General features: G+C 71.5%; 11 protein-coding genes. 5 read left to right on the forward strand and 6 right to left on the reverse strand.

Annotated features, from left to right (window positions below; translation table 11 throughout):
- Nucleotides 1–71: 71 nt before the first annotated feature.
- The 3 genes from BLT97_RS25920 (at nt 72) to BLT97_RS25930 (ending at nt 3,761) form a co-directional block, all read left to right on the forward strand.
- Nucleotides 72–1,853, forward strand: a complete 1,782-nt coding sequence (locus BLT97_RS25920) for an SDR family oxidoreductase (RefSeq protein ID WP_093614287.1) — start codon at nt 72–74, stop codon at nt 1,851–1,853.
- Nucleotides 1,854–2,020: 167 nt separating this feature from the next.
- Nucleotides 2,021–2,965: a MerR family transcriptional regulator gene (locus BLT97_RS25925; protein WP_093614472.1), complete on the forward strand. Its 945-nt coding sequence runs from the start codon at nt 2,021–2,023 to the stop codon at nt 2,963–2,965.
- Nucleotides 2,966–3,203: 238 nt separating this feature from the next.
- Complete coding sequence (locus BLT97_RS25930) at nt 3,204–3,761, forward strand: RNA 2'-phosphotransferase (RefSeq protein WP_093614289.1); 558 nt, start codon at nt 3,204–3,206, stop codon at nt 3,759–3,761.
- Here the strand turns inward: BLT97_RS25930 and BLT97_RS25935 are convergent.
- A complete protein-coding gene (locus tag BLT97_RS25935; protein WP_093614291.1) occupies nt 3,697–4,530 on the reverse strand; it encodes an aquaporin in 834 nt (277 codons plus the stop codon). The genes BLT97_RS25930 and BLT97_RS25935 overlap by 65 nt on opposite strands.
- A gap of 186 nt (nt 4,531–4,716) precedes the next feature.
- Here BLT97_RS25935 and BLT97_RS25940 point away from each other — a divergent pair, with 186 nt between their 5' ends.
- Nucleotides 4,717–5,649 (forward strand): LLM class flavin-dependent oxidoreductase, encoded by a 933-nt coding sequence (locus tag BLT97_RS25940; protein ID WP_093614293.1) that lies wholly within the window; start codon nt 4,717–4,719, stop codon nt 5,647–5,649.
- Nucleotides 5,650–5,764: 115 nt separating this feature from the next.
- A complete protein-coding gene (locus BLT97_RS25945) occupies nt 5,765–6,661 on the forward strand; it encodes a Cof-type HAD-IIB family hydrolase (protein WP_093614295.1) in 897 nt (298 codons plus the stop codon).
- A 39-nt stretch (nt 6,662–6,700) separates the two neighbouring features.
- On the opposite strand, the gene BLT97_RS25950 is transcribed toward BLT97_RS25945, so the two are convergent.
- The 5 genes from BLT97_RS25950 to BLT97_RS25970 all read right to left on the reverse strand — a co-directional run bounded on the left by BLT97_RS25950 (nt 6,701) and on the right by BLT97_RS25970 (nt 15,916).
- Nucleotides 6,701–7,765 carry a M23 family metallopeptidase gene (locus BLT97_RS25950; RefSeq protein WP_093614297.1) on the reverse strand — a complete coding sequence of 355 codons (1,065 nt, stop codon included), beginning with the start codon at nt 7,763–7,765 and terminating at the stop codon, nt 6,701–6,703.
- Nucleotides 7,766–7,963: 198 nt separating this feature from the next.
- On the reverse strand, nt 7,964–9,718 hold the full coding sequence (locus BLT97_RS25955) for a GAF domain-containing sensor histidine kinase (RefSeq protein WP_093614299.1): 1,755 nt from the start codon (nt 9,716–9,718) through the stop codon (nt 7,964–7,966).
- A 61-nt stretch (nt 9,719–9,779) separates the two neighbouring features.
- Entirely contained in the window at nt 9,780–13,292 is a 3,513-nt protein-coding gene (gene cydD / locus BLT97_RS25960; RefSeq protein WP_093614301.1) for a thiol reductant ABC exporter subunit CydD, read from the reverse strand.
- Nucleotides 13,293–13,387: 95 nt separating this feature from the next.
- The gene (cydB, locus tag BLT97_RS25965; protein WP_093614303.1) at nt 13,388–14,392 is read right to left on the reverse strand and encodes a cytochrome d ubiquinol oxidase subunit II; all 1,005 of its coding nucleotides are present in this window, start codon (nt 14,390–14,392) and stop codon (nt 13,388–13,390) included.
- 15 nt (nt 14,393–14,407) lie between these two features.
- Nucleotides 14,408–15,916: a cytochrome ubiquinol oxidase subunit I gene (locus BLT97_RS25970; RefSeq protein WP_093614305.1), complete on the reverse strand. Its 1,509-nt coding sequence runs from the start codon at nt 15,914–15,916 to the stop codon at nt 14,408–14,410.
- Between the last annotated feature and the right edge of the window lie 168 nt (nt 15,917–16,084).

Here is a 16,084-nt window from a genome sequence, read left to right on the forward strand (position 1 = left end):
CAGGCAGCGGAGGCGTGCGCGGCGGGCGCCGGGAGACGGGAAGCGGAGGCGTGAGTGTGGGGAGCGGACAGGTGAACGGTGCGCGCGAGCGGTTCGTGCGGACGGGCGGGGTCGAGCTGTGCGTCGCGGAGCTGGGGGACGCCGGGCGGCCCACGGTCCTTCTGGTGCACGGCTATCCGGACTCCAAGGAGGTGTGGTCCGAGGTCGCGGCGCGGCTGGCCGAGCACTTCCATGTGGTGCTCTACGACGTACGGGGCCACGGCCGCAGCACCGCACCGGCCCCGCTGCGCGGCGGCTTCACGCTGGAGAAGCTGACCGACGACTTCCTGGCCGTCGCGGACGCCGTGAGCCCCGACGCCCCCGTCCACCTGGTGGGCCACGACTGGGGCTCGGTGCAGGCCTGGGAGTTCACGACGGTGGAGCGCACGCGCGGCAGGATCGCCTCCTTCACCTCCATATCCGGCCCGTCCCTTGACCACTTCGGCCACTGGATCAAGAAGCGCATGACGCGGCCGACCCCGCGCAAGGTGGGCCAGCTGCTCGGCCAAGGCGCCAAGTCCTGGTACGTGTACATGCTGCACACCCCCGTCCTGCCCGAGCTCGCATGGCGCGGACCGCTCGGCAAGCAGTGGCCGCGGCTGCTGCGGCGCGTGGAGAAGGTGCCGGGTGACGGCTACCCGACGTCCTCGCTGCCCTCGGACGCCGCCCACGGCGCCTGGCTCTACCGGGACAACGTACGGGCGCGGCTGCGCCGCCCACGCCCCGACGCCCGCGCACACGCCCCTGTGCAGCTGATCACGCCCACCGGCGACATCTTCCTGTCGCCGCAGCTCTACGACGAGTTGGAGCGGTGGGTGCCCCGGCTGACCCGCCGGACGGTGGCGGCCAAGCACTGGGTGCCGCGGACGCGCCCCGATCAACTTGCTTCGTGGATACGTGAGTTCGTGATATCGGCCGAGGCGCCGGGCTCGGTGCCCGCCACGGCCCGCACCGAGCCCGTCAGGAAGGGCCGCCGTGCCGACGCGTACGCGCAGCGCTTCGGCGGACAGCTCGTCCTCGTCACCGGGGCCGCGAGCGGCATCGGACGGGCCACCGCGTTCGCCTTCGCCGAGGCCGGCGCGCGGGTGGTCGCGGTGGACCGGGACGGTGAAGGGGCCGCACGCACCGCGGAGTTGGCGGGCCTGATCGGCGCGGCGGAGGCCTGGGGCGAGCAGACGGACGTCTCCGACGAGGCGGCCATGGAGAAGCTGGCCGCGAAGGTCGCCGCCGAGTACGGGATCGTCGACGTGCTGGTCAACAATGCGGGGATCGGGCTCTCCGGCTCCTTCTTCGCGACCACGCCCGAGGACTGGAAGAAGGTCCTCGACGTCAACCTGTGGGGCGTGATCCACGGCTGCCGCCTCTTCGGCGCGCAGATGGCCGGGCGCGGCCAGGGCGGCCACATCGTCAACACCGCGTCCGCGGCGGCGTATCAGCCCTCGAAGGCGCTGCCCGCGTACGCGACCTCGAAGGCCGCCGTCCTGATGCTCAGCGAGTGCCTGCGGGCCGAGCTGGCCGGTCAGGGCATCGGCGTGACGGCGGTCTGCCCGGGCTTCGTGAACACCGACATCACCGCGACCGCCCGCTTCGCCGGGGTCGACGCGGCCGAGGAGAAGCGCCGGCAGAAGCGCGCCTCCCGGCTGTACGGGCTGCGCAACTATCCGCCGGAGAAGGTGGCCGATGCGATCCTGCACGCGGTGCTCACCGACCGGGCGGTGGTCCCCGTGACCCCGGAGGCACGCGGCGCCCACCTGATGTCCCGCTTCACACCGAAGGCGCTGCGGGCGATCGCACGGGTGGAGCCGCCCCTGTAGGGGCGTGGGTAGGGTCGGGCGCCGAGGGCCACGGGCGGGCCGGGAGGGGCAGGAGGGGCGGGCGAGTGACGGAGCAGCGGGCGGGCGCGGGTCGGCAGGCGGGTACGGAACGGTCGGCGGGCGCGGAACGGGGTGCGGGTGCGGACCGGCCGGCGGATACGGAGCGGCTGGCGGATGCGGACCGCAAGCCGGGCGCGGGGCAACGCGCCGAGTACCGGATCGAGGATCTCGCCCACCACAGCGGCGCCACGGTCCGCACGATCCGTGCGTACCAGGACCGCGGCCTGCTCCCCCGCCCCGAGCGCAGGGGCCGGTCGAACGTGTACGGCGACGCCCACCTGGCCCGGCTGCGGCAGATAGCCGACCTCCTGGACCGCGGCTACACCCTGGCCTCCATCAAGGAGCTCCTGGAGGCCTGGGACTCCGGCCGCGGTCTCGGCGGTGTGCTCGGCCTGGTCGCCGAGGTCGACGGTCCCTGGACCGACGAGGAGGCGGACCGGATCACCCGCGAGGAGCTGGACCGCAAGTTCGGCGGGAACCCGGACGAGGCGGCGGTCGAGGAGGCGATAGAACTCGGCGTCCTGGAAAGGATTCCGGGCCGCCCGGACGAGTTCCTCGTGCCGAGTCCGCAGGAGCTGGCCGTGGCGGCGGAACTGCACGCGGCCGGGGTGCCGCTGCGAGCGATCTCCGGCCATCTGCGGGAGTTGCGGGTGCAGGTGGAGCACATCGCCTCCCGTTTCCTGGAGTTCACGACCGAGCATGTCTTCCTGCGGTATCTGGAACATCAGCCGCCGACCGACGCGGACGCCGCCGAGGCGGCCGCGCTCGTACGACGCCTGCGGCCGCTCGCCCAGCAGACCGTGGACGCCGAACTGGCCCGCGCGATGCGGATGTTCGCCACCCGCCACCTCCAGCAGCACCTGGGCGCGGCGCCTTCCGTTCCGGCCCCCTCCGGCGACATTCCGGTGGCTCTGCCCATACGCACAATTGATGCGGTACGTGGGCTTGTTGGCGTCGAAGGGCTTTCCGTCTTCATCGCCACGGCAGCCGAACGCGAGGTGCACGCAAGGACCTTGGACGCACTCGCGGCAAAACAGGGCGAGAAAACCTGAGTTGGCCAAGTCCCCTGTGCCACAGTCGAGTTGTCCCCAGCGGGCCGGTGACCCCGCAGGGTTGTCCACACTTTCGCCAACCAGCCTGTGGATAACCAGGGTTACCTGTGGATCATGCCTAAGTCCGGTAAATTTTCGGGGAATTCGGAGCCGACTGGATCTCCACGCCGCGCTGCCGCGGATCGCGGGTCCGTAAATCCTGATGCGTCCGCCGGAGCCGCCCCGGCATCCTGGGGCGATGACCCACACGACACCCGACGAGAGGCGGACCATAAAGGTCTCGAAGTATCTCTCCAGACACCTGCGCCATCAGCCCGAGCGCATCGGACTCACCCTCGACGCCCACGGCTGGGTCGAGATCGACACCCTGATCGCCGCCGCGGCCGCGCACGGCTTCGTGTTCACGCGCGCCGAACTGGACCACGTGGTGGCCGTCAACGACAAGAAGCGCTTCGCGGTCGACGGCGGCCGGATCCGCGCCAGCCAGGGCCACACGGTCCCGGTGGACCTCGACCTGCCGCCCGCCGTTCCGCCCGCGTACCTCTACCACGGCACGGTGGCCCGCCACCTGGACGCGATCCGCACCGACGGGCTGCTCCCGATGGCCCGGCACGACGTCCATCTCTCGGTGGACCGGGAGACCGCCACCCGCGTGGGCGCCCGCCGCGGCCGTCCCGTGATCCTCTCCGTGGACGCGGGCGCGATGCACCGGGACGGGCACGTCTTCCGCGTCAGTGCGAACGGGGTGTGGCTGACCGCAGCCGTACCGCCGCGTTACCTGCGCTTCCCGGGCTGACCTCCCCCGCGGCGCCCACCTCGCGCTGCCCGCCCAGCTCCCCTTGCCCGCGCGACCCCTCGCGTACGCCCGACTCCTCCTGCCCACCCGGCTTCCCGTACAGCAGGGCCGCCAGCGCGAGCCCCAGCGCGCCGCCCGCGAGCTGAGCCGTGATGAACCCCGGCAGCGAGCCGGGGGAGATCCCGGTGAACGAGTCCGTGAAGGCGCGCCCGACGCTCGCCGCCGGATTGGCGAACGAGCCGGACGAGGTGAACCAGATCGCCGCCGCGATGTACGCCGCCACCGCGACCGGCGCGAGCTGCGGACGGCCGATCCTGTTCAGACCGCAGATCAGCAGCACCAGACCGGCGGTGGCGACCACCTCACCGAGCAGCAGCCGGCCCCCGGTCCGCTCCTGTGTGGACCACACGACCTGCGCCCGCCCGAACATCGCCTCCGCGAGCAGCGCTCCGGCGACCGCCCCCGCGGTCTGCGCCAGGACGTACGCGAGCGCCTCCCGTGTCCCCGGCCCGCTGCCGTCGCGCCGCCCCAGCCACCAGGCCGACAGGGTCACCACCGGATTGAGATGACCGCCCGAGACCGGGCCGAACAGCGCGATCAGCAGGCCGAGCCCGATCGCCGACGCGAGCGAGTTGGCGAGCAGCTGGACCCCGGTGTCCCGCGTGAGGCCCGCGGCCTGGATCCCCGATCCGACGACGACGGCCACCAGGGCCGCGGTACCGACGAGTTCGGCCGCGGCCTTACGGACCGGCGAGGTGCTGCTGTGCACGGGACTCCCCTCTTCACTCGCGGGGGTTTGCCCGGATCATCACGAGATGAGCGCCCCCGTCATCACATCGCGGAAAATGTATTCCGTAGCTTGGAATTTCAACAAGGGGCGTGGGCGGCGTTTCAGGGTCGCTCCGCCCCCCGCAGCCCCGGGAAGCCACCCCGCCCCCGACGTACGCTGAGGACCATGCGCCTGAGCACCGTCATCCTCCCCACCACCCCCTGGCTTCGCGGCGGCCGCGAGAAGTGGCAGCGCGCCGAGGAACTCGGGTTCCACGCCGCGTACACCTATGACCACCTCGCCTGGCGGACCTTCCGCGACGGCCCGTGGTTCGGTGCGATTCCGACGCTCACCGCGGCCGCCACCGCGACCAGCACGCTGCGCCTGGGCACCCTCGTGACCTCGCCGAACTTCCGGCACCCGGTCACCCTCGCCAAGGAACTGATCTCCCTCGACGACATCTCCGGCGGCCGGATCACCCTCGGCATCGGCGCGGGCGGCAACGGCTTCGACGCCACCACCCTCAAGAAGCCGGGCGAGGAGCAGTGGACGCCGAAGGAGCGTGCGGACCGGTTCGCCGAGTTCGTGGCGCTGCTCGACCGGCTCCTGAGCGAGCCGGCGGAGGTCACGAGCGAGGGCGCGTTCTACTCGGCGACCGAGGCGCGCAACCTCCCCGGCTGCGTGCAGTCCCCGCGGCTGCCGCTCGCCGTCGCCGCCACCGGCCCGCGCGGGCTGCGGCTCGCTGCGCGGCACGGCCAGGCGTGGGTGACCACGGGCGACCCGAAGCTGTACGAGGCGGGCACGCCCGAGCAGTCCGTCGAAGCGGTGGCCGCACAGGTGGCCAAGCTGGGCAAGGCCTGCGCCGAGCAGGGCCGGGACGTGGCCGAGCTGGACAAGATCCTGCTCACGGGCTTCACACCCGAGTTCAACCCGGACACGTACGCGGCCGGCGCCCACCCGCTGCGCTCGGTGGACGCCTTCGTCGAGTTCGCGCGGCCGTACGCGGAACTCGGCTTCACCGAGCTCGTGGTCCACATGCCCATCGCGGACTCGGTCTTCGCCGCCGACGAGCAGGGCTACGAGCAGATCGCGCGGGAGGCGGCGGCCCGCCTGGCCTGATGCCGTACGAGGCGACCGGGGGCGACCGGACCGGCAGCCCCCGGCACGCTGTGATATCACTCACCAGCGCTCACCCCCACTCAAATGTGCACCCGGCAGCACGGCTCTGCGGCATATGCGAAACAATGCGGAGGTGACGACCTCCGCAGCAGCCCAGCACCCCGCGCCCGCCCAGCCCCGTCCCCGGCTGATCGCCACGGACTTGGACGGCACGCTGCTGCGGGACGACAAGTCCGTCTCGCCGCGTACGGTCGCGGCCCTCGCCGCCGCCGAACAGGCCGGCATCGAGGTGTTCTTCGTGACGGGCCGTCCCGCCCGCTGGATGGACGTCGTCAGCGACCATGTGCACGGCCACGGCCTGGCGATCTGCGGCAACGGCGCCGCGGTGGTCGATCTGCACGGCGGCCCCGGACAGCACCGCTTCGTGAAGCTGCGCGCGATGGAGCGCGAGACGGCCCTCGACGTCATCGAGGTGCTGCGCGCCGCCGCCCCCGGCACCTCCTTCGCGGTCGAGCGCACCGGCGGCATCTGCCACGAGTTCGCCTATCCGCCGGTGCACATCGACCCGGTGATCGCGATCGCCCCCGCCGAGAAGCTGCTCGCCGAGGACTTCGACCTGGCCGACCAGCCGGTACTCAAGCTCCTCGCCCACCACGGCGACCTCACCCCCGACGCCTTCCTCGCCCTGGCCCGCGAGGCCATCGGCACCCGCGCCGAGGTCACCCGCTCCAGCCCCACCGCGCTCCTGGAGATCAGTGCGCCGGGCGTCTCCAAGGCCAGCACGCTCGCCCTGTGCTGCGCCGAGCGGGGCATCGGCCCGGAGGAGGTCGTGGCCTTCGGGGACATGCCCAACGACGTCGAGATGCTCACCTGGGCCGGCCGCTCGTACGCGATGGGCAACGCCCACCCGGACGTCATCGCCGCCGCCTCCAGCAGCACGGTCGCGAACAACGACGACGGCGTGGCCGTCATCATCGAGCAGCTCATCGAGGAAGCCCGCACCGCGAACTGAGCCGCGCGTGCCCCGCCTCCGGCTCCCCCGGCGCGGCGGCTAGAGCTTCACACCCCGCTCCGCCAGCCACCTGCGCGGATCGACCCCCGACCCCAGATACGGGGTCAGCCGGATCTCGAAGTGCAGATGCGGGCCGGTCGAGTTGCCGGTCGTGCCCGCCTGCCCGACCCACTGGCCCGCCCGCACCTTCTCGCCCTGGTCGACGGTGACGGAGGCGAGGTGGGCGTACTGCGAGTAGTAGCCGCCGGGGTGCCGGACGAGCACCTCCATCCCGAAGGCTCCCCCGCACGACACCCTCACCACGCGCCCGGCGCCGACCGACCGCACGGGTTCGCCGATGCCGACCGCGAAGTCCTGGCCGGTGTGCCGTTTCGCCCAGCGCTCGCCGCCGCTGCCGAACCCGGCGGAGAGTTCATACGTCTCCACCGGCGCGACCCACGGACGGCCCTTCGGCAGCGACGGCTGGTCGAGCCGGACCGCACCACGGCAGGCACCGGCCGCCACCTGCCGGTCCGCCTCGCCCTGAAGCGTCCACCGGGCGTCCTCCAGCTTCTTCTCCAGCCCGCTCTTCAACGTCGCGAGCCGAGCCCGGCGTTCATCGAGGGAGTGCCAGGCGGCCGTGGCCCGCTGCTGGTCCTCGTCGAGGCGGCGGGCCGCCCGCTGGGTCTTGTCGATCAGGTGGTTCATGGCCAGATTCGCCTGCAGGGCCGCGCGCTGACCGCGCATCAGCTCTTCCGGGTCGTCGGCGAGCAGGAGTTGTGCGGCATACGGGATGCCGCCTCCGTCGCGGTACTGGCCGCGTGCGATCCGCCCCAACTCGGCGTTCAGGCGCTTCATTTCCTTGCGGTGCCGGGTGACGAGCCGTTCCAGCCGCTGGGCCTTCTGGCGCTGCACCTCCGCGGCCCGCCGCCCGTGCTCGTACTCCTGCGTGGCCTGGGCCGCGTCCTCGAGGAGCCGCGCCACCTTGCCGCTCGTGCCCGGCCCGTGGCCGTGTCCGCCGGACCCTTCGGGGTCCGGCTCGGAGGAGGCCGCGGGCCCGGCGAGCGCGAGCAGCAGCGCGCCCACCGCGAGGACGGACGGAATGCGACGCGTCGTCAGGACCATGCACGGATCGTCACCCGCCGGTTGACGCCACGCCCGTACGAACAGGGCACAGGGGTGACCCTTGCCCCATACGGGGTCGGGGAGTTGAGCCGAACAGGGGCCTGGGGTGGGCGGGGGCAGGGCCCGGGCTCGGGCCCGCGGTGTTTCACGTGAAACAGCGTGGGCCCACCGAGAACAGCGCTCCACCGACCGGGAACCTCAGTGCGGCGCCTGCCACACCACCGTCGTCCCCGCCCCGTCCTCCCCGATCCCCGGCCCGTACCAGCTGTCGCCGCCGAGCGACTCGGCCCGCCGCTTGAGGTTCTTCAGACCGCTGCGCCGGCCGCCCTCGGGGATGCCGACCCCGTCGTCGGCCACGGTGAGGCGGACGCCTTCCCGCCCGTCCGGCAGCTCGGCCTGCGCGTCCACCACGACCTCGATACGGCCGGCCTGCGCGTGCCGGAAGGCGTTGGACAGCGCCTCGCGCAGCGCGGCGATCAGGTTCTTGCCGGTGAGCTCCCCGACCACGGTGTCCACCGGCCCGAGGAAGCGGTGCGAGGGCTTGAACCCCAGCGGCACTGCCGCCATGTTGATCTCTCTGAGCACCCGGGTCCGCAGCCCGGACGGCGCCTCGGCCGGCCCCTGTTGGAGGGCGAAGATCGCGGTACGGATCTCCTGGATGGTCACGTCGAGTTCGTCGACCGCCTTGCCCACGCCGGTCTGCACCTCGGGCACCACCGACCGCCGCTGGGCGCTCTCCAGCATCATCCCGGTGGCGAACAGCCGCTGGATCACCAGGTCGTGCAGGTCGCGGGCGATCCGGTCGCGGTCCTCGAAGACCGCGAGCCGCTCCCGGTCGCGCTGGGCCTCGGCCATCATCAGCGCGAGCGCGGCCTGTGCGGCGAACTGCATCGCGAGGGTCTTCTCGGCCTCGCTGTACGGCTGTGCGCCCCGCACCCGCGGCACGGCCAGCACCCCGAGCACCCGCCCGCCGCTCTCCAGCGGCAGGAACATGGTGGGCCCGTAGGACAGCGCGAGTTCGGTGATCAGGCGCTGGTCGGAGGCCGCATCCTCGACGAAGACCGGTTCGCCGCCGAGGAGCAGGTCCACGACGGGCGACTCGGGCGGCACGAGCATGCCGAGCGCGGAGGACGGGCCACTCTCGGTGGACTCGGCCACGATCTCCAGGCCGCCCTCCTCGGCATGCAGCAGCACGAAGGCGGCGGAGGCGGCGGCGAGTTTGCGGGCCTGCTCGGCCACCACGGTCAGCGACTCGTCGGCGTCGGCGCCGGACAGGAGGGCGGTGGTGACGGCCACGGACCCGTCGATCCAGCGCTCGCGCTGCCGGGTCGCCTCGTACAGACGCGCGTTGCCGATCTGGATGCCGGCCTCGGTCGCGAGCACCTTGACCATGTGCAGGTCGTAGACGCCGAAGCCGCCCCCGCCCTGCTTCTCGGTCAGATACAGGTTGCCGAAGACCTCGTTGCCCACCCGGATGGGGACGCCGAGGAAGGTCCGCATCGGCGGATGGTTCGGCGGGAAGCCGACCGAGCGCGGGTCCTTGGAGAGGTCGTCGAGCCGTACCGTCGCCGGGTCCTTGATCAGCGCACCGAGCAGTCCGCTCCTGCCGTCGGGCAGCGCCCCGATCCGCTCGCGGTGCTCCCGGGAGATGCCGTACGTCACGAAGTCGGCGAGCCCGTCGCCCTTGTCGTTGATCACGCCGATCGCCGCGTACTTCGCCCCGGTGAGGCTGGCCGCGGTCTCCGCGATGCGGTCGAGCGTGGTGTGCAGATCGAGCCCGCTGCCCACCGAGACCATGGCTTCGAGCAGCTGCGGAAGCCGGGCCGCGAGCTCCTCGGGCAGCGACTGGAGGCTGCGCGCGGCCTGCTCGGCGGCGGCGCTCCCGGTCACGTCCCGCTCCGGGAACGGAGGCGGATCGGCGGGCAGCTCTTCGGGGGAGGCGGGGGCTTGCATGCCTTGAGCCTAGTTAGTCCGAATTTCAGAGGAAAGTCGGGTAGGCGCCGCATCGCCCTTGTCACCGCCCCGCCCCCACCAGCACATCCGCCGCGCGCTCCCGCTCCCACATGCTCCGCAGCGGCCCCTCGGCCTCGATCAGCTCGGCGTAGGCGCCGTGCTGCACCACCCGCCCGTCCGCCAGGACGAGCACCTCGTCCACCGCGTCGAGCCCGGCCAGACGGTGCGTGATCAACACGGTCGCCGTGCCCTCCGTAGCAGCCAGGAGATCGGCGGTGAGGGCGTCGGCGGTCGGCAGGTCGAGGTGTTCGGCGGGCTCGTCCAGGACGAGGACGGGGAAGCGGGCGAGCAGCGCGCGGGCCAGCGCGAGCCGCTGCCGCTGACCGCCGGAGAGCCGGGCCCCGTGCTCGCCGACGAGGGTGTCCAGGCCCTCGGGCAGCGAGTCCACCCACTCCAGGAGCCGCGCCCGGCCGAGGACCTCGCGCAGCTCGGCGTCTTCGGCGTCCGGCCGGGCCAGACGCAGGTTCTCGCGCACGGAGCTGTCGAAGAGGTGCGCGTCCTGGGCGCACAGTCCGACGAGCCGCCGTACCGCGTCGCTGTGCATCCCGTACGCGTCCACGCCGGCCAGCGTGTACGAGCCGTCGGTCGCGTCCAGGAACCGGAGCAGCACCTGGGCGAGCGTGGTCTTGCCCGATCCGGAGTGGCCGACCACCGCGATCCGCCGCCCCTCGTGCAGGGTCAGGTCCACGTCGGCCAGGGCGTCCCGCTCCTGCCCGGGGTGCCGGGCCGTGATCCCGCGCAGCTCCAGCGGGAAGGGGTCGGCGGGGGCTTCGGCGGGCACCTTCGGTTCCTGCACGGGCTCGGGCGCGTCGAGCACCTCGAACACCCGCTCCGCACTGCGCCGCACGCGCTGCCGGTACTGCACGGCGAGCGGCAGACCGGTCACGGCCTCGAAGGCGGCCAGGGGAGTCAGTACGACGACGGCGAGCGAGACCCCGTTCAGCCGCCCGTCGCCGACGGCCGCGACCCCGACCGCGCCGGCCGCGACGACCGTGAGCCCGCAGATCAGCGCGGTGAGCCCGGCCCCGAGCGCGGTCGCGCCCGCGCCCCGGGAGGCGATCCGGGTGAGGTCGGCGTCGGCTGCGCGCGCCGAGGCCGTACGGGAGGGAAGGGCACCCGCGACCGTCAGCTCGGCCGTCCCGGTGAGCAGATCGGCCACCCGCGTCGACAGCACCCCGCGGGCGGGTGCGAGGCGGCGTTCGGCCCGGCGGGCCACGAGCCCGCTCAGCCACGGCACCCCGACCCCGGCGAGCAGCAGTCCGAGGGCGAGCAGCGCACCTGCCTCGGGCAGCAGCCAGGCGGTGAAGGCGCTGGCGCCCACCCCCACGACCGCCGCCGCGCCCGCGGGCAGCAGCCAGCGCAGCCAGTAGTCCTGGAGCGCGTCCACGTCGCCGACGAGCCGTGCGAGCAGATCGCCGCGCCGGGTCCTGCGCAGCCCGGCGGGCGCGAGCCGCTCCAGGCGCCGGTAGACGGCGACCCGGGTGTCGGCCAGCATCCGAAGGACGGCGTCGTGGGTGACCAGGCGCTCGGCGTACCGGAAGACGGCGCGCCCGATGCCGAAGGCCCGGGTGGCGGTGACGGCCACCATCAGGTGCAGGACGGGCGGCTCGAGCGAGGCCTTGGAGATCAGCCAGCCGGAGGTGGCCATCAGACCGACGGCGCTGCCGAGCGCGAGGCTGCCGAGGAAGAGCCCGAGCAGCAGCCGACCGCGCCGCGCCCCGGCCATGTCCCGTACGCGGGCGAGCACTCCGGCCCGTACGGGCCGCACGGCATCCGGTTCATCCACCGTGACCGCGACCAGGCCGTCCCCGCCGGCGGCCGCCTCGGCCACGCCTTCGCGCAGGGCCACCGCGGTCGCGGGAGCGGTCGACTCACCGGAGAGAGCGCCCGTTTCGATCCGTACGACCCGGTCCGCCACCGCGAGCAGCGCGGGCCGGTGCACCACGAGCAGCACGGTCCGGCCCACCGCGAGCCGCCGTACCGCGTCCACGATCTGCGCCTCGGTGGCCCCGTCGAGCGCGGCCGTCGGCTCGTCGAGCAGCAGCACGGGCCGGTCCGCGAGGAACGCCCGGGCCAGGGCGAGCCGTTGCTTCTGCCCGGCCGAGAGCCCGGCGCCGTCCTCGCCGAGCAGGGTGTCGAGCCCGGCGGGCAGCGCGTCCACGAACTCCAGGGCGCCGGCGTCCTCTAGGGCCTGCCACACCTGTGCGTCGGTGGCGTCCGGCCGTGCGAGCCGTACGTTCTCGGCGAGCGTGCCCGCGAACACATGCGGCCGCTGCGGCACCCACGCCACCTGACCGTGCCAGGCGTCCGGCGCCACGGAGGCGAGATCGGTCCCGCCGACCCGGATCCGCCCCTCGTCGGGACGTACGAAACCGAGCACGGCGGCGAGCAGGGTCGACTTGCCCGCGCCGCTGGGCCCGACGAGCGCCACGGTCTCGCCCTCGCGGACCGTGAACGACACCCCTTCCACCGCCGCCGTGTCGCGTCCGGGATAGCGCACGGTCACGCCCTCGACGCTCAACTCCCCGCTCGGCGCGGGTCCGTCACCGGCGGCCGGCAGCGGGGTCTCCAGGACGGAGAAGATCTCTTCGGCGGCGGCGAGGCCCTCGGCGGCCGCGTGGTACTGCGCCCCGACCTGTCGCAGCGGCAGATACGCCTCGGGCGCGAGCACCAGCACGACAAGCCCGATGTAGAGGTCCAGCTCCCCGTGGACCAGGCGCATCCCGATGGTCACCGCGACCAGCGCGACCGACAGGGTGGCGAGCAGTTCGAGGGCGAAGGAGGAGATGAAGGCGATACGGAGGGTCCGCATCGTCGCCTGCCGGTACTCCCCGGTGATCTTCCGGATCGACTCCGCCTGCGCCTTGGCCCGTCCGAACACCTTCAGCGTGGGCAGTCCGGCCACCACGTCGAGGAAGTGCCCGGACAGCCGCGAGAGCAGCTTCCACTGCCGGTCCATGCGCGCCTGGGTGGCCCAGCCGATCAGGATCATGAAGAGCGGGATCAGCGGCAGCGTGACCACGATGATCGCCGCGGACACCCAGTCCTCGGTGACGATCCGTGCGAGCACGGCCACCGGCACGACGATCGCGAGCCCCAACTGCGGGAGGTAGCGCGCGAAGTAGTCGTCGAGCGCGTCCACCCCGCGAGTGGCGAGCGCGACCAGCGAACCGGTCCGCTGCCCGCTCAGCCAGCCGGGGCCCAGCGCGGTCGCCTGTCCGAGCAGCCTCCCCCTCAGCTCGGACTTCACCGCCGCGCTGGCCTTGTGCGCGGCCAGCTCCGTGAGCCAGCCCACCAGACCGCGCCCCACGGCGACGGCCGCGAGCAACAGCAGCGGAGTGCCCAACGCGCTTGCGGAAAGCCCCTGCTCGAAGCCGCCCACCACGATCTCGGCGATCAGCATCGCCTGGGCGATGACCAGGCCGGCCCCGGCCAGGCCGAGCACCACGATCGCGATGAGGAAGAGCCGGGTGGCCTGGGCGTAGCGGATGAGGCGAGGATCGACCGGTTTCACGTGAAACAGCCTCCAGTACGGGAAAGGGGTGCGCCAACAGCCCGTATCCGAGCCGTCGTTGGCGCACCCCTGGACATCACACGCTCACCGCGCGCTCAGTGCGAGTCGGCCGCGATGTGCTGCGTGCCGATCCGCTTGCGGAACACCCAGTACGTCCAGCCCTGGTAGAGCAGGACGATCGGGGTGGCCACCGCCGCACACCAGGTCATGATCTTCAGGGTGTACGGGCTGGACGAGGCGTTGGTGACCGTGAGGTTCCACTCCTCGTTCAGCGAGGACGGCATGACGTTCGGGAAGAGCGTCAGGAACAGCATGGCCACCGCCGCCGCGATCGTGATCCCGGACAGCGCGAACGACCAGCCCTCGCGCCCCACCTTGATGGCACCGATCGCACCGACCAGGGCGAGCGCCGCCACGATCATCGCGATGAGCGACTTCCCGTCACCGTTGTCGATCTGGGTCCAGATCAGGAAGACCAGCGCCAGGACCGCGGTGACCAGGCCGAGTTGCAGCGCCAGCCTGCGCGCCCGCTCCCGGATGTCCCCGACCGTCTTCAGCGCCGTGAACACCGCACCGTGGAAGGTGAACAGGGAGAGCGTCACCAGTCCGCCGAGCAGCGCGTACGGGTTGAGCAGATCCCAGAAGTTGCCCACGTACTCCATGTCCTGGTCGATCTTCACGCCCCGCACGATGTTGCCGAAGGCCACACCCCACAGGAGCGCGGGGATCAGCGAGGTCCAGAAGATCGCGTGCTCCCAGTTGGTCTGCCACTTGTCCTCGGGCCGCTTGTGCCGGTACTCGAAGGCGACACCGCGGATGATCAGGCAGATCAGGATGAACAGCAGCGGCAGGTAGAAGCCGGAGAACAGCGTCGCGTACCACTCGGGGAACGCGGCGAAGGTGGCACCGCCGGCCGTCAGCAGCCACACCTCGTTGCCGTCCCAGACCGGGCCGATCGTGTTGATCAGGACCCGGCGCTCGGTGCGGTCGCGGGCGAGCAGCTTGGTGAGGATGCCGACCCCGAAGTCGAAGCCCTCGAGGAAGAAGTAGCCGGTCCACAGAACGGCGATCAGGACGAACCAGACGTCGTGGAGTTCCATATCCCTGTCACTCCCTCAGTACGAGAAGGCCATCGGCCGGTCGGAGTCGTCCTTGGAGTTCCCGCCGATCTTGGTCGGCGGGTTGAGGTCGTCCTCCGTGAGCTCCGGCGGCCCGGCCTTGGCGTACTTGGCGATCAGCTTGACCTCGATCACGGCGAGCGCCGCGTACAGGAGCGTGTAGATCGACATCGAGGCGATGACCTCGCCCTGCGAGACGTTGGGGGAGACGGCGGCCGAGGTCTTCATGACGCCGAACACCACCCACGGCTGCCGGCCCATCTCGGTGAAGATCCAGCCCCAGGAGTTGGCGATCAGCGGGAAGAGCATGGTCCAAAGCAGGAGCAGCCAGTACCACTTGCCCCACTTGGCGCCGAGCGGCTTCTTCCAGACCACCAGGTGCGGCACCTCGTCCTCGCCGACCCGCAGGTGCTGCGGCAGCAGGAACTTCTTCCGCGTCAGCCAGAGCCCGAGCAGACCGATGCCGAGCGAGGCCATGCCGAACCCGATCATCCACCGGAAGCCCCAGTACGCGACCGGGATGTTCGGCCGGTAGTCACCGGGACCGTACTTCTCCTGCATCTGCTCGTTCAGGTCGTTGATGCCGGGGACGTACTCGTCGAAGTTGTTGTGCGCGAGGAAGGACAGCAGGCCCGGAATCTCTATGGCGACCTTGTTGTGGCCCTCGTCGACATCGCCGTACGCGAAGATCGAGAAGGGCGCGCTCTCCTCGCCGTCCCACAGCGCCTCGGCCGCGGCCATCTTCATCGGCTGCTGCTCGAACATGATCTTGCCGAGGTGGTCGCCGCTGACCGCGGAGAGCACACCGCTGATGGCGAGCGTGACCAGACCGAGCCGCAGCGAGGTCTTCATGGTCTCGATGTGCTTCTTGCGCATCAGGTGGTACGCGGCGATGCCGGCCATGAACGCGCCACCCACCATGAAGGCACCGGTCATGGTGTGGAACATCTGGGCGATCGCCGTGTTCTGGGTCAGGACGTGCCAGAAGTCGGTGAGCTCGGCCCGGCCCTTCTCCTCGTTGATCTTGTAGCCGACCGGGTGCTGCATCCACGAGTTGGCCGCGAGGATGAAGTACGCGGACAGGATGGTGCCGATCGAGACCATCCACATGCAGGCCAGGTGGATCTTCTTCGGCAGCTTGTCCCAGCCGAAGATCCACAGACCGATGAAGGTCGACTCGAAGAAGAAGGCGATCAGAGCCTCGAACGCGAGGGGTGCGCCGAAGATGTCACCGACGAAGCGCGAGTAGTCGGACCAGTTCATGCCGAACTGGAACTCCTGAAGGATGCCGGTGACGACACCCATCGCGATGTTGATCAGAAACAGCTTTCCCCAGAACTTGGTCGCCTTGAGGTACTTCTCCTTCTCCGTCCGCACCCACGCGGTCTGCAGGCCGGCCACGAGAGCGGCGAGCGAGATCGTGATGGGGACGAAAAGGAAGTGGTAGACGGTGGTGATACCGAACTGCCATCGCGCCAGGGTCTCCGGCGCCAAAGCCAGGTCCACGTCGTCAGTCTCCTTACGTCGCCGTGGTCACAGCGGCAGTTTGCCCCCTTGATCCCGGTGATTACGGGATCAAACAGGACACGTTTGTGAACGCGTTCACATTCACAAGCATTATGTCGTACCGCATGTCGGCAACATCCGGCGGGGTCCCCTTCCGGGCTTCCACCC

Origin of the sequence: Streptomyces indicus (assembly GCF_900100315.1) — a bacterium.
Lineage (GTDB): Bacteria > Actinomycetota > Actinomycetes > Streptomycetales > Streptomycetaceae > Streptomyces > Streptomyces indicus.

Bases quoted from the DNA above. Each gene is read 5' to 3' on its own strand.
- BLT97_RS25950 (WP_093614297.1), bottom strand. From the start codon at position 7,765: ATGGTCCTGACGACGCGTCGCATTCCGTCCGTCCTCGCGGTGGGCGCG.
- BLT97_RS25930 (WP_093614289.1), top strand. From the start codon at position 3,204: ATGACCCACACGACACCCGACGAGAGGCGGACCATAAAGGTCTCGAAG.
- cydB (WP_093614303.1), bottom strand. From the start codon at position 14,392: ATGGAACTCCACGACGTCTGGTTCGTCCTGATCGCCGTTCTGTGGACC.
- BLT97_RS25945 (WP_093614295.1), top strand. From the start codon at position 5,765: ATGCGAAACAATGCGGAGGTGACGACCTCCGCAGCAGCCCAGCACCCC.
- BLT97_RS25955 (WP_093614299.1), bottom strand. From the start codon at position 9,718: ATGCAAGCCCCCGCCTCCCCCGAAGAGCTGCCCGCCGATCCGCCTCCG.
- BLT97_RS25940 (WP_093614293.1), top strand. From the start codon at position 4,717: ATGCGCCTGAGCACCGTCATCCTCCCCACCACCCCCTGGCTTCGCGGC.